Origin of the sequence: Limnohabitans sp. Jir72 (genome assembly GCF_003063575.1) — a bacterium.
GTDB lineage: Bacteria > Pseudomonadota > Gammaproteobacteria > Burkholderiales > Burkholderiaceae_C > Limnohabitans_A.
Genome location: NZ_NESC01000001.1, coordinates 217,013 through 237,491, shown reverse-complemented (window position 1 = coordinate 237,491; position 20,479 = coordinate 217,013). Strand labels below are relative to the sequence as shown.

The 20,479-nt window shown below is 56.6% G+C and carries 17 protein-coding genes and 1 tRNA gene; 13 read left to right on the top strand and 5 right to left on the bottom strand.

Going from position 1 to position 20,479, the window contains the following annotated elements; translation table 11 throughout:
• The first annotated feature begins 75 nt into the window (after positions 1–75).
• Together B9Z52_RS00960 and B9Z52_RS00955 are read left to right on the top strand one after the other, a co-directional pair.
• The gene (locus tag B9Z52_RS00960; RefSeq protein ID WP_108411996.1) at positions 76–318 is read left to right on the top strand and encodes a hypothetical protein; all 243 of its coding nucleotides are present in this window, start codon (positions 76–78) and stop codon (positions 316–318) included.
• On the top strand, positions 315–728 hold the full coding sequence (locus tag B9Z52_RS00955; protein ID WP_108411995.1) for a hypothetical protein: 414 nt from the start codon (positions 315–317) through the stop codon (positions 726–728). Before B9Z52_RS00960 ends, B9Z52_RS00955 begins: the two co-directional genes overlap by 4 nt.
• Before the next feature lie 141 nt (positions 729–869).
• Here B9Z52_RS00955 and B9Z52_RS00950 read toward each other — a convergent pair whose 3' ends face one another.
• The 4 genes from B9Z52_RS00950 to B9Z52_RS00935 all read right to left on the bottom strand — a co-directional run bounded on the left by B9Z52_RS00950 (position 870) and on the right by B9Z52_RS00935 (position 3,100).
• A complete protein-coding gene (locus tag B9Z52_RS00950) occupies positions 870–1,292 on the bottom strand; it encodes a hypothetical protein (protein WP_108411994.1) in 423 nt (140 codons plus the stop codon).
• A gap of 153 nt (positions 1,293–1,445) precedes the next feature.
• Complete coding sequence (locus B9Z52_RS00945) at positions 1,446–2,018, bottom strand: hypothetical protein (protein ID WP_108411993.1); 573 nt, start codon at positions 2,016–2,018, stop codon at positions 1,446–1,448.
• Positions 2,019–2,056: 38 nt separating this feature from the next.
• The gene (locus B9Z52_RS00940; protein ID WP_108411992.1) at positions 2,057–2,620 is read right to left on the bottom strand and encodes a recombinase family protein; all 564 of its coding nucleotides are present in this window, start codon (positions 2,618–2,620) and stop codon (positions 2,057–2,059) included.
• Positions 2,621–3,009: 389 nt separating this feature from the next.
• Positions 3,010–3,100 (bottom strand) — tRNA-Ser (locus tag B9Z52_RS00935).
• A 175-nt stretch (positions 3,101–3,275) separates the two neighbouring features.
• Between B9Z52_RS00935 and B9Z52_RS00930 the strand changes: the two genes are divergently transcribed.
• Positions 3,276–5,552, top strand: coding sequence for an arginine/lysine/ornithine decarboxylase (locus B9Z52_RS00930; protein ID WP_108411991.1), 2,277 nt, complete (start codon positions 3,276–3,278; stop codon positions 5,550–5,552).
• 82 nt (positions 5,553–5,634) lie between these two features.
• On the opposite strand, the gene fabI is transcribed toward B9Z52_RS00930, so the two are convergent.
• The gene (gene fabI / locus B9Z52_RS00925; protein ID WP_108411990.1) at positions 5,635–6,450 is read right to left on the bottom strand and encodes an enoyl-ACP reductase FabI; all 816 of its coding nucleotides are present in this window, start codon (positions 6,448–6,450) and stop codon (positions 5,635–5,637) included.
• Between the two features lie 37 nt (positions 6,451–6,487).
• On the opposite strand from fabI, the gene B9Z52_RS00920 reads away from it, so the two are divergent.
• From B9Z52_RS00920 to typA, 10 genes are all read left to right on the top strand, one after another.
• Complete coding sequence (locus tag B9Z52_RS00920; RefSeq protein ID WP_108411989.1) at positions 6,488–8,338, top strand: extracellular solute-binding protein; 1,851 nt, start codon at positions 6,488–6,490, stop codon at positions 8,336–8,338.
• A 2-nt stretch (positions 8,339–8,340) separates the two neighbouring features.
• A complete protein-coding gene (locus tag B9Z52_RS00915) occupies positions 8,341–9,378 on the top strand; it encodes a microcin C ABC transporter permease YejB (RefSeq protein ID WP_108411988.1) in 1,038 nt (345 codons plus the stop codon).
• Positions 9,375–10,415 carry an ABC transporter permease gene (locus B9Z52_RS00910; protein WP_108411987.1) on the top strand — a complete coding sequence of 347 codons (1,041 nt, stop codon included), beginning with the start codon at positions 9,375–9,377 and terminating at the stop codon, positions 10,413–10,415. Before B9Z52_RS00915 ends, B9Z52_RS00910 begins: the two co-directional genes overlap by 4 nt.
• Positions 10,412–12,001, top strand: a complete 1,590-nt coding sequence (locus tag B9Z52_RS00905) for an ABC transporter ATP-binding protein (RefSeq protein WP_108411986.1) — start codon at positions 10,412–10,414, stop codon at positions 11,999–12,001. Before B9Z52_RS00910 ends, B9Z52_RS00905 begins: the two co-directional genes overlap by 4 nt.
• Before the next feature lie 158 nt (positions 12,002–12,159).
• Positions 12,160–12,723 (top strand): ribosome maturation factor RimP, encoded by a 564-nt coding sequence (gene rimP / locus B9Z52_RS00900; protein WP_108411985.1) that lies wholly within the window; start codon positions 12,160–12,162, stop codon positions 12,721–12,723.
• Between the two features lie 73 nt (positions 12,724–12,796).
• A complete protein-coding gene (gene nusA / locus B9Z52_RS00895; RefSeq protein ID WP_108411984.1) occupies positions 12,797–14,281 on the top strand; it encodes a transcription termination factor NusA in 1,485 nt (494 codons plus the stop codon).
• A 25-nt stretch (positions 14,282–14,306) separates the two neighbouring features.
• Entirely contained in the window at positions 14,307–17,282 is a 2,976-nt protein-coding gene (gene infB, locus B9Z52_RS00890) for a translation initiation factor IF-2 (RefSeq protein WP_108411983.1), read from the top strand.
• Entirely contained in the window at positions 17,283–17,663 is a 381-nt protein-coding gene (rbfA, locus tag B9Z52_RS00885; protein WP_108411982.1) for a 30S ribosome-binding factor RbfA, read from the top strand.
• Positions 17,660–18,643, top strand: coding sequence for a tRNA pseudouridine(55) synthase TruB (gene truB / locus B9Z52_RS00880; RefSeq protein WP_108411981.1), 984 nt, complete (start codon positions 17,660–17,662; stop codon positions 18,641–18,643). The genes rbfA and truB overlap by 4 nt, the downstream gene beginning before the upstream one ends.
• A gap of 13 nt (positions 18,644–18,656) precedes the next feature.
• The gene (gene typA, locus B9Z52_RS00875; protein WP_108411980.1) at positions 18,657–20,474 is read left to right on the top strand and encodes a translational GTPase TypA; all 1,818 of its coding nucleotides are present in this window, start codon (positions 18,657–18,659) and stop codon (positions 20,472–20,474) included.
• Positions 20,475–20,479 lie beyond the last annotated feature (5 nt).

Genomic DNA, 20,479 nt, shown 5'->3' with positions numbered 1-20,479 from the left:
TTTCCAGCGATGTGCCGTGGCTAGGCAATCAAATACCTATGGAGTCGTGTTCTGTCTAAATCAAATAAATAAGACATGAACACCCAAGCTACTCAACACCCACCAAGCGCCATCGAAGTTCTAGCCGAAGCAATGATTTATGCCGACAGCGACAGCACTCAGGAAATTGCCGAGGTCATTGCCAATATTTGGTTGCCCGTCTTCAGGTCAAAACAGAACCTCGACATGTCACTGGATGTCCTGAGGCTCAGTCATGAAAACAGCAGTGCCCGTGACATGTGTGGGCGCTACCTCGAAGTCATGAGGAGCATGAAATGAAAATCAGCGAAGTCGTGGGGGATGGACTTCAGTCATTCGTGGCCGTGGTTCGCTGTGCTGTCGATGGCATGGGATCGGTGACCATACGGGTTCAGATCCGCTGTGATGGTCTCATTCAGGCTCGGTATCTGCTGACACGGCTCTACGGTCGTGGCAATGTCCAGAGCGTTCATCAGACCGTGCTAGAGCAGTCAATCAAGCCTATCGAACCATCAACAAGCGTGATTCGACCAATCAAGCCCAAGAGCGGCATCATCAAGTCAATCAAACCCATGACCCCGAAACAGGGCATGAAGAAATCCATGGCTGATGCCAAGAAGGCAGTCAAAAAGAAAGAGCGAAAGACCAAGGCCATCAATCGGGTTCGTGTTGCTCAGAATCATTTGGCAGACATCAATCGGGAGCCATGAACTCATCTTGGCCGTTTGCTGCCGGTTTTGATCAGTGGTAACTTTCGCTCTTGGCAACTCGAATCTACGGCCAATCCAGCATAAAAAAACTATGCTGTGTCATTCTCATATCGAGATTTGCTTATGGCATTTCAGTAATTTTCAGATTTGGTTCTTGTCCATTGGAATCATCTTGAATTCAAACTTATCAATTACCTGACATTGTCCAGAACCAATTTCTTTGTAAAATTTTGAATTATAAGAAAGGCGTAATGACTTTCTATCCAGATCATATGTTGGATTTTTTTCTCCGATGCCACCAAATGTCAAAGTGTCAGTCGACTCTCGGATGTTGAGAACTTCATAACGGATGACTCCGTCACCAGGATGGACACCGTATCCTGGGCCAAAAATATTCACCTTCTTAGTTGTTAGATTGAGCTCTAACAGGACTCTTTGAACGATCCCCCGGGTTACTTCCACACCACAGTCCAGCCGCTTCACGGTGTCAAACCAGCCGGCACTAGCTGTATGGCTAATTGAGATAGAAATGACCACCACAGCAAATTTAGAGATTGGTTTCATAAACTCGATTCCAGTTTTTCAGCAATGAAGATTTCTCCATCTTAGCGTCACCGGCATCATTGATTACCTTTCTGACATTGAAGCCTAAATCAGCAAGGCGAGGCCATTACCGATCCCGTGAGAGCGGTTGACCTACACCTTGACGAGCGTGGCTCAGGACTTGGTGGTGATGAGGTCAGGACTTCTGGGAATACGAACATTCAGCCAATCGATGGACTCACGATTGGGGAACTTACATCCCTTGGTTGAGTAGTTGAGCCATCCCTCATCACGATATGGCACGACCTTGACGGCAAAGCCTGAGAACGGCACACGGTGCCAAGCGTCCAGCACCTTCTGCTCAAAGACATCGAATCGGTTTTCCGGGATGCCGACTGAGCAATGAAAGTGTGGGACTTTCCCGTTGTTCAATCCCTCAATCACCGGCACAAACAGGAACGGACTGCCTTTTCTTTGATTCATGTTCCCGAACAGGGAGCGATCAAGAATATTGGCAAACAGTTTCACGCTGTCCTTGTAGCGCTCGATCATTTCCGGATGGTTCCGAGTGAGTGAGCGATTGAAGGCAGCGGTGTAGGCATCGATCTTTTTCGGATCGAGTGTCAGTGTGACGGCATGGGTGATCAGGTGCGCATGGGCAAGCATCCACTCGAAGTGGTCTTGCCTATGCTCTCGCTGGCGCTGCTCGGCAGCGTCTGTGATCTGATCTTGAAGGGTTGTTCTCATGCCAGGTATTTATCCCGGCAATCAAATATCTGATTTTTTTATTTCAGATAGGCATAGACCGTCTGACGGGACACGGCGAACTGTTGGGCCAACACTGACTTGCTGACACCAGATTCGGCAAGTGTTTTGAGCTTGGTTTGTTCTTCACTGCTCAGAGCTTGCTTTCGGCCTTTGTAGGCGCCCTTTGTTTTGGCAATGGCAATACCTGCCAACTGACGCTCACGGATGACGGCTCGTTCCCATTCGGCAAGAGATCCCATGACGCCTAGCAACAAATTGGCCATCGGGTTGTTGTCGCCCGTGAAGGTCAGCGCTTCCTTGATGAACTGAACTTTCACGCCTTTGGCTGTTAAACCCCTGACTGTGTTGATCAAGTCAGTCAGTGAGCGGGACAGCCGATCCATGGAATAGATGATGAATGTGTCACCTTCACGGAGATGGGCCAGCGCTGCCTGAAGTTGTGGGCGCTCAGTGTCTTTGCCTGAGGCTTTGTCGGTGAAGGTTTTGTCGATATTGAAGTCGGCCAATGCCTCTTGCTGACGGGCAGTGTTCTGCTCTTCAGTGCTCACTCGGATGTAACCGACCAATTGTCCTTTTGCCATCGCTTGATACCTCGTTTTGTCTAACAAGGATCTTAGATGGACCTTTACAGGGTGTCAAACAAATAAATATGGACTCTATCCTGACACTATTGGACTGGATCGGCGCTGTGAAGATAGGCTGTACTTCAGGTTGACGGTTATGGCGGCAAGTCACACTCTATGACCTGTTGTACTGGGTTTGAGATACACCCAGAGCCAGCAACCATCTCTCGTACATATATATATGGAGGAGGGCGCTTGCCTTAGAAATTGGTGTGTCCAAGCAACATTGTCCAGAAATGTCGTGGTTAGAGGGGTGAAGTCCAGCACATTAGTGTGACTTCAAGTGTGACTCAGCAAGAGTACAAAAGAAAAAACCCTAAGTGAATCAATCACTTAGGGTTTACATCTGGCGGAACAGGCGGGATTCGAACCCGCGGTGGGCTATTAACCCACACACGCTTTCCAGGCGTGCGACTTAAACCACTCATCCACCGTTCCAGAGCCTCTGATTGTAGCAGCGGAAAAGTGCGTTCTGGGTGTCCTCTGACAATTCGTATCGCGGCTGCGCATGAGGTTTTTTGAGTAATTCTGCTTTTTGTCGCGTGGAAGTCACTTTTTATCCTTAAACTTCGCGCCTGTTTCTCCCTCTTTGGGGCTTGAGCCCACCTCCGCCATGAAATTTCGCTTTCCCATCGTCATCATTGACGAAGACTACCGTTCTGAAAACACTTCAGGCTTGGGTATCCGCGCTTTGGCGGACGCCATCGTCAGCGAAGGCTTCGAGGTGTTGGGGGTGACCAGTTACGGTGACCTGTCGCAGTTTGCGCAGCAGCAAAGCCGTGCCAGTGCGTTCATCTTGTCGATCGATGATGAGGAGTTTTCGCCCGGGCCGGATCTGGACCCTGCGGTGATCAACTTGCGCGCCTTCATCGACGAAGTGCGCCGCAAAAATGCCGAGGTGCCGATCTACATTTACGGCGAAACCAAGACCAGCCAGCACTTGCCCAACGACATCCTGCGGGAGTTGCACGGCTTCATCCACATGTACGAAGACACGCCGGAATTCATGGCGCGTCACATCATCCGCGAGGCCAAGAGCTACCTGGAAAGCGTGCAGCCACCGTTTTTCAAGGCCTTGCTAGATTACGCCGAAGATGGCTCTTACTCGTGGCACTGCCCGGGTCACTCGGGTGGCGTGGCTTTCTTGAAGAGCCCTGTGGGCCAGATGTACCACCAGTTCTATGGTGAAAACATGTTGCGGGCTGACGTGTGCAATGCGGTAGAAGAGCTCGGTCAGCTGCTGGACCACAACGGCGCGATCGGCGAGAGCGAGCGCAACGCGGCCCGTATTTTCAATGCCGACCACTGCTTCTTTGTGACCAACGGCACCAGCACGTCCAACAAGATTGTGTGGCACCACACCGTGGCGCCGGGTGATGTGGTGGTGGTGGACCGCAACTGCCACAAATCCATCTTGCACGCGATCATCATGACCGGTGCCATTCCGGTTTTCTTGAAGCCGACACGCAACCATTTCGGCATCATCGGTCCGATTCCCAAGAGCGAGTTCGAGCCTGCGGCCATCCAGGCCAAGATCAAAAAGAACCCGCTGCTCAAAGGTGTGGATGCCAAAAAGGTCAAACCGCGCGTGATGACGCTGACCCAGTCAACGTATGACGGCGTGCTCTACAACACCGAAACCATCAAGAGCATGCTCGATGGTTATGTGGAGAACCTGCACTTTGACGAGGCTTGGTTGCCGCATGCGGCATTCCACCCTTTTTATGGCCCATACCATGCCATGGGTAAAAAACGTGCGCGACCGAAAGAGTCGATTGTTTACGCGACACAGTCCATTCACAAGTTGCTGGCGGGCATCAGCCAAGCCAGCCATGTGCTCGTGCAAGACGCGCAAAACACCAAGCTGGACCGCCCGCTGTTCAACGAGGCTTACCTGATGCACACCTCGACCAGCCCGCAGTACAGCATCATCGCCAGCTGCGACGTGGCTGCCGCCATGATGGAGCCGCCCGGCGGCACCGCGCTGGTGGAAGAGAGCATTGCCGAGGCGCTCGACTTTCGCCGTGCCATGCGCAAGGTGGATGCCGAATACGGCAAGGACTGGTGGTTCAAGGTCTGGGGCCCTGAAAAGTTTGGCGAAGAGGGCATTGGCCGCGCCGACGATTGGATCTTGCGCAATGATCCGCGCAAGAAGGCGAGCAAATGGCACGGCTTTGGACAGCAACTGGCTGACGGATTCAACATGCTCGATCCGATCAAGTCGACCATCGTCACGCCCGGTTTGGATCTGGATGGCAAGTTCGACAAGACCGGTATTCCTGCATCCATCGTCAGCAAGTTCTTGACCGAGCACGGTGTGGTGGTCGAGAAGACGGGGCTGTACAGTTTCTTCATCATGTTCACCATCGGCATCACCAAGGGCCGCTGGAACACGCTGCTGACGGCTTTGCAACAGTTCAAGGACGATTACGCCAAGAACCAGCCGATGTGGAAAATCCTGCCGGAGTTCTGCCAGAAGCATCCTCGCTACGAGCGCATGGGCCTGCGTGATTTGTGCCAGCATGTGCACGAGATGTACGCCAAGTACGACATCGCGCGCCTGACCACCGACATGTATTTGTCAGACCTTGCGCCTGCCATGAAGCCTTCGGATGCCTATGCTCACATTGCCCAGCGCAAGACCGAGCGCGTGGAAATTGACCATTTGGAAGGCCGCATTACTGTGGGCTTGGTGACGCCTTACCCACCTGGCATTCCTTTGCTGATTCCCGGGGAAGTGTTCAACAAGAAGATCGTGGATTACCTCAAATTTGCCCGCGAGTTCAACGAAAAGTGCCCTGGCTTTGAGACCGACATCCACGGCTTGGTCGAAATCAAGAGCGAGGATGGCAAGAAGCGTTATTTTGCCGATTGCGTGAAGGAGTCTTGAGCGCTTAGGCGCTTGGTTTGCGCCAAGATCACGACAATAAAAAAGCGGCCTCGGCCGCTTTTTTGTTGGGGCTCAGCGCCAATCAGGCCGCTTGTGCAGGTTCGGCAATGCCGCCCACGACTTGGCTGAATCCACCGTCTACATAGGTGATTTCGGCGGTCACGCCAGCGGCCAGATCGCTCAACAAGAAGGCTGCGACGTTGCCCACATCCTCGATGGTCACATTGCGACGGATGGGTGATGTTTCGGCGACCACGGACAAAATTTTGCCAAAGCCCTTGATGCCGCTGGCGGCCAGGGTTTTGATGGGGCCGGCCGAAATGCCGTTGGCACGCATGCCGCGGCCTTGGCTGCCCAGAGATTCGGCCAGGTAGCGCACCGAGGCCTCCAGGCTGGCTTTGGCCAGGCCCATGGTGTTGTAGTTGGGCACGTTGCGGATGGCACCCAGGTAGGTGAGGGTCAGTACAGAGGACTTGTCGTTCAGGTAGGGCAAGCAAGCCTTGGCCATCGCAGGGAAGCTGTAGGCGCTGATGTCGTGGGCGATCTTGAAGCCTTCACGCGACAGACCGTCGAGGAAGTCGCCTGCAATCGCTTCGCGGGGGGCGTAGCCGATGGCGTGCACGAAGCCGTCGAACTTGGGCCAGTGGGCCGACAGGTCGGTGAACAGCTTTTCAATTTGCTCGTCGCTGCCAACGTCGCAGTCGAACACCAGATTGGAGCCGAAGTCGGCCGCAAATTCGGTGATGCGGTCCTTGAAACGCTCACCCACATAGCTGAAGGCCAGCTCGGCACCTTGGGCATGGCAGGCCTTGGCGATGCCATAAGCGATCGAGCGGTTGGACAACACGCCGGTGATCAGCAGTTTTTTACCAGCCAGAAATCCTGTTTTTTGGGTCATGTCTTCAACTCCGAGAAAATATGTGCAGAATTGTCGCATGCCAAGACACACGGTTCGGATCGGAAGAAGTTGCCTGTTGGCGGTCATGGCCTGCTTGGCGATGCCCGTTTGGGCCGCGCACGCTTATGGCCAGTTTGGCGATGTGCGCTACCCGGCTGGTTTTGCGCATTTCAGTTATGTCAATCCGCAGGCCCCCAAGGGCGGCGAGATCACGCTGGTGCCGCCTACGCGGCAATCGAATTTTGACAAGTACAACCCGTTCACCCTCAAAGGCAGCGCGCCGCCTGGCATGTTGAGCATGGTGTTTGACACCTTGCTGGTGGGCAATATGGACGAGCCGACCACCGCTTATGGCTTGCTGGCTTCGGATGTTCTGGTCGCACCTGACCGCTTGTCGGCGACCTTCACCTTGAATCCGTTGGCGCGCTTTCACAACGGCGATCCTGTCCTGGCGGCCGATGTGAAGCATTCGTTTGAGCGCATCACCAGCAAGCAAGCGGCGCCGCAGTACCGCACTTATTTTGGCGAGGTGAAATCTGCCACTGTGCTGTCCGAGCGCCAAATTCGGTTTGATTTTCAAAGACCCAACCGCGAGTTGCCTTTGATTGTGGGCACTTTGCCCGTGTTCAGCCGCCAATGGGGTTGGCAGGCGGGGGCGCACAAGCCGCTGGACCAGCTGGTGACGGACATGCCCATTGCATCGGGGCCTTACCGCATCGGGCCGGTGCAGTTCGGCCGGGACGTGACTTATGTGCGCGATGTCAATTACTGGGCGCGTGACTTGAATGTCCGCAAGGGCCTGTTCAACTTTGACCGCATCACCTACAAGATTTACAAGGACAGCACGGCGCAGCTTGAGGCCTTCAAGGCCGGGGAGTTCGATTACATGCAGTCTTTTGTGGCGCGTGAGTGGGCCCGGGCCTACACCGGCCGCCCGTTTGACCGTGGTGAACTGCTCAAGGCCGAATTGCCACACGGCAATGCCGGTGACTTTCAGGGCTTTCAGTTCAATTTGCGCCGCGAAAAATTTCAAGATGTGCGGGTGCGCCAGGCCATGGCTTTGGCGATGGATTTTGAATGGCTCAACCGCCAACTTTTCTACAACGCCTATACACGGGTGCGAGGTTATTTCGTGGCCAGTGATTTTGAGGCCAAGGGCCGCCCGGGCGCTGATGAGTTGCCACTTCTGGAGCATTTGCGGGCCCTCTTGCCTGCAGCGGTGTGGGATGCCGACGTACCGCAGCCACCGGCGACCGAATTGGCCGCTGATTCCGGGCACACCCTGCGCGACCACTTGCGCCAAGCGCGTGATCTTTTGGCCAAGGCGGGCTGGACGTACCGGGACGGCGCATTGCGCAACGCGAAGGGCCAGCCGATGGTGCTTGAATTCTTGGACAGTTCCGGCTCCATGGGCCGGGTGGTCACACCTTTTGCCAAGAATCTGGAGAAGCTGGGCATTCAAGTCCAGTACAAAGTGATTGACTTTGCCTTGCTGCAAAAGCGCATGGACGTGTTCGACTTTGATGTGGTGAGCAACCGCACCGTGGGCAGCGAGGCACCTGGCACCGAGTTGCTTGAACGATTTGGGTCCAAATCGGCCGATGCCGAAGGCTCGGGCAATGTGCTGGGCCTGAAGGACCCGGCTGTGGATGCCTTGCTCGACAAGGTGGTCAGCGCCACCACCCGCCCGCAGTTGGTGGCCAGCTTGCGCGCCCTGGATCGTGTCCTCAGGCACGGTCACTATGTGGTGCCGCATTGGTATGGCGCCGTACACCGGGTGTCATGGCGGGCTGCGGCTTTTGATCGGCCTGAAGTCTTGCCCCGTTACTACCAGCCCGAGGCTTTGGTGACGACGGTGTGGTGGTCCCCATCTGCCAAAAGGCCTTGAGCATGTTCGCCTACATCGTCAAACGCTTGTTGCTCATGGTCCCGACTTTGCTGGGCGTGTTGCTGATGACCTTTGTGGTCATCCAGTTTGTGCCGGGTGGCCCCGTGGAGCAGATGGTGGCCCAACTGCAAGGCCGTGATTCGGGCGGGGAGGGTGCCACCACCTCGGGCAGCGGTTACCGGGGCAGGCAGGGCGTGGACGCGGCACGGATTGCCGAAATCAAGACCTTGTATGGGTTTGACAAGCCGCCCGCTGAGCGCTTTTGGATGATGCTCAAGCAGTTTGCACGCTTTGATTTGGGCAAGAGTTTTTTCTACCCCAAGGATGTCTGGAGCCTGATCCGGGAGAAGTTGCCAGTGTCCATCAGCTTGGGGCTGTGGACATTCTTCTTGAGTTACCTGGTGTCCGTGCCGCTGGGCATTGCCAAGGCGGTGCGGGCGGGCTCGCGCTTTGACACGCTGACCAGCTTGCTGGTGTTGGTGGGTTACGCCATACCCGGCTTTGTTTTGGGCGTGGCGCTGTTGGTGATTTTTGGCGGGCAGTTGCAATGGTTTCCGCTGCGGGGGCTGACCTCGTCCAACTGGTCGCAACTGAGCTGGGGTGCCCAGGTGACCGATTATTTGTGGCACATCGCCTTGCCCGTCACGGCCAGTGTGTTGGGTGCTTTTGCCGTCATCACCATGCTGACCAAGAACGCCTTCCTCGAGGAAATCCGCAAGCAATATGTGCTGACCGCCCGCGCCAAGGGCCTGAGTGAGCGCCGTGTGCTGTACCGCCATGTCATGCGCAATGCGCTGATCCCTTTGGTGACGGGTTTTCCTGCGGCCTTCATCGGGGCTTTTTTCACCGGATCGCTGCTGATCGAGACACTGTTTTCTTTGGACGGCCTGGGCCTGCTCAGCTACGAGGCGGTGATCCGCAGGGACTACCCGGTGGTGCTGGGCACTTTGTACCTGTTCACCTTGATCGGTCTGGTGACCAAACTGATCAGCGATCTGTGTTACCTCTGGGTTGACCCCCGCGTGAAGTTCGACAAATGACAATCGCCAGCCCTCAGATGTCCCCTGCACGCCGTGCCTGGTTGCGTTTCAAGCACAACCGTCTGGGCTATGGCAGTCTGGTCATTTTCATGGTCTTTTTTGTGCTCAGCTTGTGCGCCGAATTTTTGTCCAACGACAAACCCTTGCTGGTGCGCTACCAAGGCCATTGGTATTTTCCGGTGGTGCAGACTTTGCCTGAAAAGGTTTTTGGCGGGGACTTTGAAACGCCCACCGATTACCTTGACCCCTTCATTCAGAAACAATTGCAAGCAGCGGACAATTGGGTGCTCAAGGCACCCAACCCTTACCACCACAGCACGCTGGACTACTTTGCGCCATTGCCCAACCCGGCACCTCCGACCTCACGCAACTGGCTGGGCACGGATGACCGCGGGCGCGATGTGCTGGCGCGCCTGATTTATGGCTTTCGCATCTCGGTTTTGTTTGCCCTGGCCCTGACCATTTTTGGCGTGCTGCTGGGTGTGCTCACGGGGGCGGTGCAGGGCTTTTTTGCGGGCAAGATCGATTTGGTGTTCCAGCGCTTCATCGAGGTCTGGAGCGCCATGCCGGAGCTTTATTTGCTCATCATCTTCTCTGCGGTGTTCGAGCCCAGTGTGGGTTTGCTGCTTGTCTTGCTCAGCCTGTTTGGCTGGATGGGCTTGTCCGACTATGTGCGGGCCGAATTCCTGCGCAACCGCCAGCTCGACTACGTCAAGTCGGCCAGAGCGCTCGGCCTGGGCCATGCACAGATCATCTGGCGTCATGTGCTGCCCAACAGCATGACGCCTGTGGTCACCTTCTTGCCGTTTCGCATGAGCGGTGCAATTTTGGCTTTGACCTCGCTGGATTTTCTGGGCCTGGGTGTGCCGCCGGGCACGCCGTCTTTGGGCGAGTTGCTGGCACAAGGCAAAAACAACATTGACGCCTGGTGGATTTCGATTTCCACCTTCGGCGTGCTGGTGGTCACCTTGCTCTTGCTGACCTTCATGGGAGATGCTCTGCGCGACGCCCTGGACCCGCGAAAGGCGCAATCGTGAACAGCCCCTTGTTGCAACTGAAAGACTTCAGCGTCCGGTTTGGCGACAGTGCCGTCGTGCACGGTGTGGATCTGACCATCCAATCGGGCGAGCGTCTGGCCCTGGTGGGCGAGTCGGGTTCTGGCAAATCGGTCACTGCTTTGTCGATCTTGCGTTTGATGGAATCGGCCAGACTGTCGGGCCAGGTGCTTTGGCAAGGCGAGGACCTGATTCAAAAGTCCTCGGCCGACATGCAGCGCATTCGCGGTGACGAGATCGCCATGATTTTTCAAGAGCCCATGACGGCCTTGAACCCTGTGCTCACGGTGGGGCAACAAATCACAGAAGTGCTCGAGCTGAAAAAGGCCTTGCGCCCGAATGCCGCCAAGGCCCGCGCGGTCGAGTTGTTGGCAGACACCGGTATCGACGATCCTGAGCGCCGTTTTGACGCCTACCCCCATCAGCTGTCGGGCGGTCAGCGGCAGCGGGCCATGATGGCCATGGCCCTGGCGTGCGAGCCCAAATTGCTGTTGGCCGATGAACCGACCACGGCTTTGGATGCCAGCTTGCGCCTGCAAATGCTGGCGTTGCTGGGGCACTTGCAGCGCAAGACCGGCATGGCGGTGCTTTTGATCACGCACGACTTGTCCTTGGTGCGGCATTTTGCCGATCGGGTGGCCGTCATGGAAAAAGGCCGACTGGTGGAGCAGGGGCCAATGGCGCAGCTGTTTGCCAAGCCTCAGCACGCCTATACCCGCAAACTGCTGGACAGCCGCCCTAGCCGGGCGGGTTTGGCCCAAGCTGATCTGGCGTTGTTGCCTTTGCTGCAAGTCAAGGCCTTGGCCATCCATTACCCCATGGCGGGCGGTGGCTTTCGCAGTTGGTTCAAGCCGCGCCGCTTCACCGCCTTGCAGGACACCGATTTTGAAGTCCGTCCCGGCATGACCTTGGGGGTCATGGGCGAGTCCGGTTCTGGCAAGTCCAGCCTGGCCCAGGCGGTGTTGGGCTTGATACCGTTTGAGGGGGGTGTGCGCTTTTCAGGGCGAACCTGGTCGGGCTCGCCATCGCATGACCGCGCCTTGCGGGCGCAAGTCCAGGTGGTGTTCCAGGACCCCTTTGGCAGTTTGTCGCCTCGTATGACAGTCGGCGAGATCGTTTCGGAAGGTCTGCGACTGCACCATCCACAATGGTCTGCGGCTGAAATTGAGCAGCAGGTGCTGGCCACCTTGGGCGAGGTGGGGCTGCCTGTGGCGGCGTTCCCCGATGTGCTTAACCGCTATCCGCATGCTTTTTCGGGCGGGCAGCGCCAGCGCATTGCGCTGGCCCGCGCTTTGGTGGTCACTCCCATGTTGTTGGTGCTGGACGAGCCCACCAGCGCCTTGGATGTCACCGTCCAGCAGCAAATCCTGGCTTTGCTGCAGGATTTGCAGAAAACCCGGGGCATGGCCTATTTGTTGATCACACACGATGTCGATGTGCTGCGCGCGATGGCGCATGAGATTCTGGTTTTGCAGGCCGGTCAAGTGGTGGAGGCAGGCCCTGCACCGCAGGTGCTTAACAGGCCTGAACACCCCTACACGCGTACTTTGCTGGACGCTTTCCCTTGATCATCCAAATCTAGGCGCTTCAAAGGACTTGTTTTCCTTGAAAATCACACACTTAGCGCATTTTTCAGATAGAATACTGGCTTCACGACCAAACGGGCGGGTTTTCACCGCCCGTTTTTTTTGGTCTTTCATTTTTACGTTTGACATTTCGAAGTTCTGTGGCATTGCAACAAATCGTTGAAGAAACCGTGATCGGCTTGGGCTACGACCTGGTCGAAATTGACCGCACTGCGGGCGGTTTGCTGCGCATCACCATCGATTGGCCATGGCAGCCTGGTTCAGATGCTTTCATCACAGTGGAAGACTGCGAAAAAGTCAATCGGCAGTTGCAGTTCGCCCTCGAAGTCGATGGCGTGACCTACAACCGGCTTGAAATTTCATCCCCCGGCATTGACCGGCCGTTGCGCCACGACAAAGACTTTGAACGTTTTGTGGGCGAGTTGATCGACCTGACGCTCAAAGCCCCCATGGGTGAAAGCGCACAAGGCATGGTCAGTGCGAGTCGTAAAAAATTTCGCGGCACGCTCGAGCGTGACGCCACAGGTGCTGGCTGGCAAATCGTCTGGAGCGATGAGCCTGCTGTCAAACCAGGTCAACGGATCAGCAAAAAACGAGTTCCCGCGCCTTTGCACGCGTTGGGTTTCAGGCTGGACGAATTGCGCGAGGCCCGTTTGGCGCCCGTGGTGGATTTCAAAGGGCGCAAGTCCAAGGCGCAAGCTTGACCCTTGCGGTAGCTTTTTGAATATTTGAATCGGGGCTGAATCACAAGTCCCAATGGAACAGGAGAGTCGAGTCATGAATCGCGAAATGTTGATGTTGGTCGATGCCATCTCACGTGAAAAGAACGTAGAGCGCGACGTGGTGTTTGGTGCTGTGGAGGCCGCTTTGGCCCAAGCCACCAAAAAGCTGTATTCGGGCGAAGTGGACATCCGCGTTGCGGTTGACCGCGACAGTGGCAGTTACGAAACCTTTCGTCGCTGGCACGTGGTGCCCGATGAAGCGGGCTTGCAATTGCCAGAGCAGGAAATCCTGTTGTTTGAAGCCAAAGAGCAAATCCCCGACATTGAGGTCGATGAGTACATCGAAGAGCCTATCGAGTCTTTGCCCATTGGCCGTATTGGTGCCATGGCGGCCAAGCAGGTGATCTTGCAGAAGATTCGTGATGCCGAGCGTGAAATGCTGCTGAACGACTTCATGTCACGTGGCGAAAAAATCTTTGTCGGCACCGTCAAACGCATGGACAAGGGCGACCTCATCTGTGAAGCAGGTCGCGTTGAGGGCCGTCTGCGCCGCAGCGAGATGATTCCCAAAGAAAACCTGCGCAGTGGTGACCGCGTGCGCGCCATGATCATGGACGTGGACCTGACCTTGCGCGGTGCGCCGATCATCTTGTCGCGTTCGGCCCCTGAATTCATGATCGAGCTGTTCCGCCAAGAAGTGCCTGAGATCGAGCAGGGCTTGTTGGAAATCAAAACTTGCGCCCGTGACCCCGGCTCGCGCGCCAAGATTGCCGTGCTCTCACACGACAAGCGTGTGGACCCCATCGGCACTTGCGTTGGCGTGCGTGGCACCCGCGTGAATGCCGTGACCAACGAACTCGCTGGCGAGCGCGTGGACATCGTGTTGTGGAGCGAAGACCCCGCCCAATTCGTGATTGGCGCTCTGGCCCCGGCCAATGTGCAGTCCATCGTGGTGGACGAAGAAAAGCACGCCATGGATGTGGTGGTGGACGAAGAAAACCTGGCGATCGCGATTGGTCGCGGCGGTCAAAACGTTCGCTTGGCTTCCGACCTGACCGGCTGGAAGATCAACATCATGGACGCCGCCGAATCGGCCCAAAAGCAAGCCGAGGAAAGCTCTGGCATCCGCCAGCTGTTCATGGAAAAGCTGGATGTTGACCAGGAAATCGCCGATATCCTGATCGAAGAAGGTTTCACCAGCTTGGAAGAAGTGGCCTATGTGCCCATTCAGGAAATGCTGGAGATCGAAAGCTTTGACGAAGACACGATCAACGAGCTGCGCTCACGCGCCAAAGACGCTTTGTTGACCTTAGAGATTGCGCGTGAAGAGAGTGTTGAAGACGTCTCTCAAGACCTGCGTGACCTGCCAGGCTTGACGCCTGAGCTGATTTCCAAGCTGGTGGAAGCGGGTGTTCATACCCGTGACGACCTGGCTGATCTGGCCACCGACGAATTGACCGATATCACTGCTCAATCCGCCGAAGATGCCACCGCCCTGATCATGAAAGCCCGCGAACATTGGTTCGCAGGCCAGGCCTGAAGTTAACGGAGGCTTGAACACCATTATGTCCAGCACCACAGTTGCCGAGTTCGCCAATGAACTCAAAAAATCCGCCGATGTCTTGTTGCAGCAATTGAGCGCAGCAGGCGTAGCCAAAACATCGGACAGCGATACCCTGAACGACAGCGATAAGCAAAAGCTCTTGAGCTATTTGCAAATCAGCCACGGCACCCAAGCCGGGGATCGCAAGAAGATCACCTTGGTCAAGAAATCGACCAGCGAGATCAAGCAAGCCGACTCCACAGGCAAAGCCCGTACGATTCAGGTTGAAGTGCGTAAAAAGCGCACGCTGATCAAGCGTGACGACGATGTTGCGCCGGTTGTTGAGGAACCTCAAGAGCCGGTCATTGACCATGCCGAGTTGACCCGTCGAGAAGAAGAAGCCCGCCGTCAAGCCGAATTGATTCGCCGTCAGGAAGAGGAATTGGCGGAAAAACGCCGTTTGCGTGAAGCCCAAGAGGCCGAGCAACGTGCTCAGGTGTTGGCACAGGAGCAAAAAGCCCAAGCCGAGGCTCAGGCCGCTGCACTGGCAGCCGCACAAGTAACGGCACAAGTAACGGCACAAACGGCTGCAGCCAAACCGGTTTTGTCCCGTGAAGCGCGTGAACAATTGGCGCGCGCCGAAGCGGCCAGTATCAATGCCTCGCAAGCCAAGCCTATGATTGCTCCTGCACCTGCGATTTCTCCGCAAGAAACAGCGGCTGCACAAGCGGCCGAAAAGGCCAAGGCCGATCAGGCCGCTCGCGAAGATGCGGCGGCCAAAGTCGCTGCCGAGTCCAAAGCCCGTGCCGACGAAGAGTCTGCTCGAGCCCGCGATTTGGACGAGCGCCGCCGCAAAGCGCTGGCTGAAGCCGAGGCCATTCGCGCCATGATGAACGCGCCCAAGAAGGTGCTCGTCGCGAAAAAAGAAGAACCCAAGGTCGAGCCCAAAGCCGCAGTCAAAGGCACGCTGCACAAGCCCGCCGGCACGCCAGCGCCAGGCGCTCGCGCGGCCGCAGCCAAAGCCGGTGATGCCACCGGCCCGGCAGGCAACAAGGAAGTCAAATCTGCCAAGTTGTCGTCCAGCTGGGCAGGCGACCCGGCCAAGAAGAAAGCCATTCCTACACGTGGCGACAGCAGTGGTGGCGTGGGTCGCAACAACTGGCGTGGTGGTCCTCGCGGTCGCCGTGGCAATGAGCGTGACCGTGACGATTCGCATGGCCAATCGGCACCGCAAGAAGTGCGTGTGCTCGAAGTGCACGTGCCCGAAACCATCACCGTGGCCGAGTTGGCCCACAAGATGGCCATCAAGGCTTCCGAGGTCATCAAGCACTTGATGAAACTGGGCCTGATGGCCACCATGAACCAACCGCTGGACCAAGATACCGCCATGATTGTGGTGGAAGAACTGGGCCACAAGGCGGTGATCGCGGCGCTGGACGATCCAGAAGCCTTCACCGACGAAGAAGTCTCTGAGCAGCATGCCGAGGCGCTGCCACGCGCCCCGGTAGTGACTGTCATGGGCCACGTTGACCACGGCAAGACCTCTTTGCTGGATTACATCCGCCGCGCCAAAGTGGCCTCGGGTGAAGCCGGTGGCATCACGCAGCACATTGGTGCTTACCACGTGGAAACACCACGCGGCATGATCTCTTTCCTGGACACCCCTGGTCACGAGGCCTTCACGGCCATGCGTGCCCGTGGTGCGCAAGCCACCGACATCGTCATCTTGGTCGTGGCCGGTGACGACGGCGTGATGCCTCAGACCAAGGAAGCCATCAAGCACGCCAAAGCGGCCGGTGTGCCCATCGTGGTGGCCATCAACAAGATGGACAAGCCCGATGCCAACATCGAGCGCGTTCGCGCCGAGCTGATTTCCGAAGAAGTCGTGCCCGAAGAATTTGGCGGTGAGTCGCCTTTTGTCTCTGTGTCTGCCAAAACCGGCATGGGCATCGATGATTTGCTGGAGCAAGTGCTCTTGCAGGCTGAAGTGCTCGAACTCAAGGCACCGGTGCAAGCCGCTGCCAAGGGTTTGGTCATCGAAGCCCGTCTGGACAAGGGCCGCGGTCCCGTTGCGACCATCCTGGTGCAATCCGGTACCTTGAACACTGGCGATGTGGTGTTGGCTGGTCAAACTTTTGGCCGCGTTCGTGCCATGCTGGACGAAAACGGCGCGGCCATCAAGTCGGCAGGACCTTCGATTCCGGTCGAGATCCAAGGCTTGACCGAAGTGCCACAAGCCGGTGACGAATTCATGGTGATGGGCGACGAACGCCGAGCCCGTGAAATCGCCACTTACCGTGCAGGCAAGTTCCGCAACACCAAGTTGGCCAAGCAACAAGCGGCCAAGCTGGAGAACATGTTCACCGACATGTCTGCTGGCGAAGTCAAGATGCTGCCGATCATCATCAAGGCCGACGTTCAGGGTTCGCAAGAAGCCTTGGGTGCTTCCTTGCTCAAGCTGTCGACCGAAGAGGTCAAAGTCCAGTTGGTTTACTCCGGTGTGGGCGGTATCAGCGAGTCTGACATCAACCTGGCGATCGCCTCCAAGGCCATCGTGATCGGTTTCAACGTGCGCGCCGATGCAGGTGCCCGCAAAACAGCCGAAGGCAATGGCGTTGACGTGCATTACTACAACATCATTTATGACGCTGTGGATGAACTCAAAGCCGCCATGTCCGGCATGCTGGCACCCGAGCAACGCGAAGAGATCATGGGTATGGCCGAAATCAGGACCGTGTTCGTGGCTTCCAAGATCGGTACGGTTGCAGGTTGTATGGTCACTTCGGGTCAAGTCACCCGCAATGCCAAATTCCGCCTGCTGCGGGACAACGTGGTCATCTACACCGGCGAGCTCGACTCCCTCAAGCGCCTCAAAGACGACGTGCGCGAAGTCAAGGAAGGCTTCGAGTGCGGTATCAAGCTCAAGAACTACAACGACATCAAAGAAGGCGATCAACTCGAATTCTTCGACGTCAAGGAAATTGCGAGAACGCTGTAAATGGCCCGTAAGAAGGTTTCATCCGTGCCGAACCGCGGTTTCCGCGTGGCCGACCAGATCCAGCGGGATCTGGCCGAGTTGATTGCGCGTGAGTTGAAAGACCCGCGCGTGGGCATGGTCACGATCAACGCGGTCGAGGTGACACCCGACTACGCGCATGCGAAAGTGTTTTTCAGCGTCTTGACGGGCAACCCCGAAGAGGCGACGGAAGGCCTGAACGCTGCAGCTGGCTTTCTGCGCAATGGTTTGTTCAAGCGTTTGCACATTCACACCGTGCCCACACTGCATTTCATGTTTGACCGCACCACTGAGCGTGCATCGGACATGAATGCCTTGATCTCCAAAGCCGTGGCTTCACGGGCAAAAGACGCAGAAGAATGAACACAGCGCCACGCACGAGGGTGCAGCGGCGCCCTGTGCACGGGGTGTTGCTGCTCGACAAACCGCTGGGACTGTCCAGCAATCAGGCTTTGCAAAAAGCCAAATGGTTGTTGCGCGCCGAGAAAGCGGGCCACACGGGCACATTGGACCCCTTGGCCACGGGGGCATTGCCCTTGTGCTTTGGCGCTGCCACGAAGTTCAGTCAGCAGCATTTGTATGCCGACAAGGTTTACGAGACGACCGTGCGGCTGGGCTTGAAGACCAGCACCGCTGACGCAGAGGGCGAAGTGATTGAGACACGTGAAGTGTCATGTTCGTCTGGTAGTGTGGTGGAAGTTCTGGACCAGTTCATGGGCCCGATCAGCCAGGTGCCGCCCATGCACAGTGCCTTGAAAAAGGACGGCAAAGCTTTGTACGAATATGCCCGTGAGGGCGAGACCGTTGAGCGCGAAGCGCGCAAGGTGGTGATCCATGATCTGGAACTACTGGACATGCAACTGCAAGGGGATGCCCCTTTTTTACGTTTGCGTGTGGCCTGCAGCAAAGGCACTTACATCCGCACCTTGGGTGAGGACATTGCCCAAGCCCTGGGTTGTGGGGGCCATCTGAGTGCTTTGCGCCGGGTGCAAACCGGTCCTTTTGGTGCCGCGCAATGCGTGACGCTGCAAGCGCTGGAAGCCATGGATGAAGCTGAGCGCCTGAGCGCTTTGCTGCCGGTGGATGCCTTGTTGCCGGGGTTCACGCAAGTGAGCCTTGACAGCGAGAACGCTGGACGATTTTTGAGTGGGGTGCGCCGACGCGGCCCTTGGGTTGATTGTGATCATGTGGCCGTCTATGGAGAACATCCTCGGGCATTGCTGGGAACAGCACATGTGCGTGGCGGCGAATTGATTCCGGGTCGATTGTTGAGCCCGATCGAAATTCAACAGATTTTGGAAAAATCACCTGTCAACGTGCCTTTGCTGGCCGAGCAGGTTTAAAGGAAGAGAAAGCATGAGCAAGCAAATTCGCAACATCGCCATCATCGCCCACGTTGACCACGGTAAAACCACCATGGTCGACCAACTGCTGCGTCAGTCGGGCACCTTCGCTGACCATGAAAAAGTGGTCGACACCGTCATGGACAACAATGCCATCGAACGCGAGCGTGGCATCACCATTCTGGCCAAGAACTGTGCCGTGAGCTGGGAAGGCACCCACATCAACATCGTGGACACCCCCGGACACGCGGACTTCGGCGGCGAAGTGGAGCGTGCTTTGTCCATGGTCGACGGCGTGGTGCTGTTGATCGATGCACAAGAAGGCCCTATGCCTCAAACCCGTTTTGTGACCAAAAAGGCCTTGGCCTTGGGTCTCAAGCCCATCGTGGTGGTCAACAAAGTCGACAAGCCCGGTGCGAACCCCGACAAAGTGGTGAACGCCGCTTTTGACCTGTTTGACAAACTCGGTGCGAACGACGAGCAGCTGGACTTCCCCGTGGTGTATGCCTCCGGTATCAACGGTTGGACATCGATGGAAGAGGGCGCTCCTGGTGAACAGTGGGGTCCCGACATGTCGGCCCTGTTCAACACCGTGCTCAAGCACGTCAAGCCCAACGCAGGCGATCCAACAGCTCCGCTGCAATTGCAAATTTCGGCGCTCGACTTCTCGACATTCGTCGGTCGTATTGGCGTGGGCCGCATCAGCCAAGGCACCATCAAGCCCAACATGGACGTGGTGGTCATGGAAGGCCCGGACGGTTCTTCCATCAAAGGCCGCGTCAACCAAGTGCTGACCTTCCAAGGTCTGGACCGCGTGCAAGTGACCGAAGCCGGCCCTGGCGACATCGTGTTGATCAACGGCATTGCCGACCTGAACATCGGCGTGACCGTGACCGACCCGGCCAACCCAGCACCACTGCCCATGTTGAAAGTGGACGAGCCGACACTGACCATGAACTTTTGCGTGAACACCTCGCCATTGGCCGGTCGTGAAGGCAAGTTTGTGACCAGCCGTCAAATCTGGGACCGTCTGCAAAAAGAACTGCAACACAACGTGGCCCTGCGCGTCAATGAAACCGACGAAGAAGGTATCTTTGAAGTCATGGGTCGCGGTGAATTGCACTTGACTATTCTTTTGGAAAACATGCGCCGCGAAGGTTACGAATTGGCCGTGTCCAAGCCTCGCGTGCTGTTCCGTGATGTGGACGGCGAGCGCCATGAGCCTATCGAGTTGGTCACTGCCGACATCGAAGAAACGCACCAAGGCGGCGTCATGCAAGCCTTGGGCGAGCGCAAAGGCGAGTTGGTCAACATGGAACCCGATGGTCGTGGTCGCGTTCGTCTGGAATACCGCATCCCGGCCCGTGGCCTGATCGGTTTCTCCAACGAATTCCTGAACTTGACCCGTGGTTCCGGCCTGATCTCCAACATCTTCGACGGCTACGAGCCACACAAAGGTGACATCGGTGGCCGCAAGAACGGTGTGCTGATCTCCATGGACGACGGTGAAATCTTCACCTACGCCCTGGGCAAGCTGGACGACCGTGGTCGCATGTTCGTCAAGGCGAACGATCCTGTGTACGAAGGCATGATTGTGGGTATCCACAGCCGTGACAACGACTTGGTGGTCAACGCCACGCGCACCAAGCAGCTGACCAACTTCCGCGTGTCTGGCAAGGAAGACGCGATCAAGATCACGCCTCCCATCGATTTGACACTGGAATACGGCGTCGAGTTCATCGAGGACGACGAACTGGTCGAAATCACGCCCAAGAGCGTGCGTCTGCGCAAGCGTTTCCTCAAGGAAAGCGACCGCAAGCGCAACAAGTGATCGGC

Bases quoted from the DNA above. Each gene is read 5' to 3' on its own strand.
- B9Z52_RS00960 (WP_108411996.1), top strand. From the start codon at position 76: ATGAACACCCAAGCTACTCAACACCCACCAAGCGCCATCGAAGTTCTA.
- B9Z52_RS00955 (WP_108411995.1), top strand. From the start codon at position 315: ATGAAAATCAGCGAAGTCGTGGGGGATGGACTTCAGTCATTCGTGGCC.
- B9Z52_RS00950 (WP_108411994.1), bottom strand. From the start codon at position 1,292: ATGAAACCAATCTCTAAATTTGCTGTGGTGGTCATTTCTATCTCAATT.
- B9Z52_RS00945 (WP_108411993.1), bottom strand. From the start codon at position 2,018: ATGAGAACAACCCTTCAAGATCAGATCACAGACGCTGCCGAGCAGCGC.
- B9Z52_RS00940 (WP_108411992.1), bottom strand. From the start codon at position 2,620: ATGGCAAAAGGACAATTGGTCGGTTACATCCGAGTGAGCACTGAAGAG.
- B9Z52_RS00930 (WP_108411991.1), top strand. From the start codon at position 3,276: ATGAAATTTCGCTTTCCCATCGTCATCATTGACGAAGACTACCGTTCT.
- fabI (WP_108411990.1), bottom strand. From the start codon at position 6,450: ATGACCCAAAAAACAGGATTTCTGGCTGGTAAAAAACTGCTGATCACC.
- B9Z52_RS00920 (WP_108411989.1), top strand. From the start codon at position 6,488: ATGCCAAGACACACGGTTCGGATCGGAAGAAGTTGCCTGTTGGCGGTC.
- B9Z52_RS00915 (WP_108411988.1), top strand. From the start codon at position 8,341: ATGTTCGCCTACATCGTCAAACGCTTGTTGCTCATGGTCCCGACTTTG.
- B9Z52_RS00910 (WP_108411987.1), top strand. From the start codon at position 9,375: ATGACAATCGCCAGCCCTCAGATGTCCCCTGCACGCCGTGCCTGGTTG.
- nusA (WP_108411984.1), top strand. From the start codon at position 12,797: ATGAATCGCGAAATGTTGATGTTGGTCGATGCCATCTCACGTGAAAAG.
- infB (WP_108411983.1), top strand. From the start codon at position 14,307: ATGTCCAGCACCACAGTTGCCGAGTTCGCCAATGAACTCAAAAAATCC.
- rbfA (WP_108411982.1), top strand. From the start codon at position 17,283: ATGGCCCGTAAGAAGGTTTCATCCGTGCCGAACCGCGGTTTCCGCGTG.
- truB (WP_108411981.1), top strand. From the start codon at position 17,660: ATGAACACAGCGCCACGCACGAGGGTGCAGCGGCGCCCTGTGCACGGG.
- typA (WP_108411980.1), top strand. From the start codon at position 18,657: ATGAGCAAGCAAATTCGCAACATCGCCATCATCGCCCACGTTGACCAC.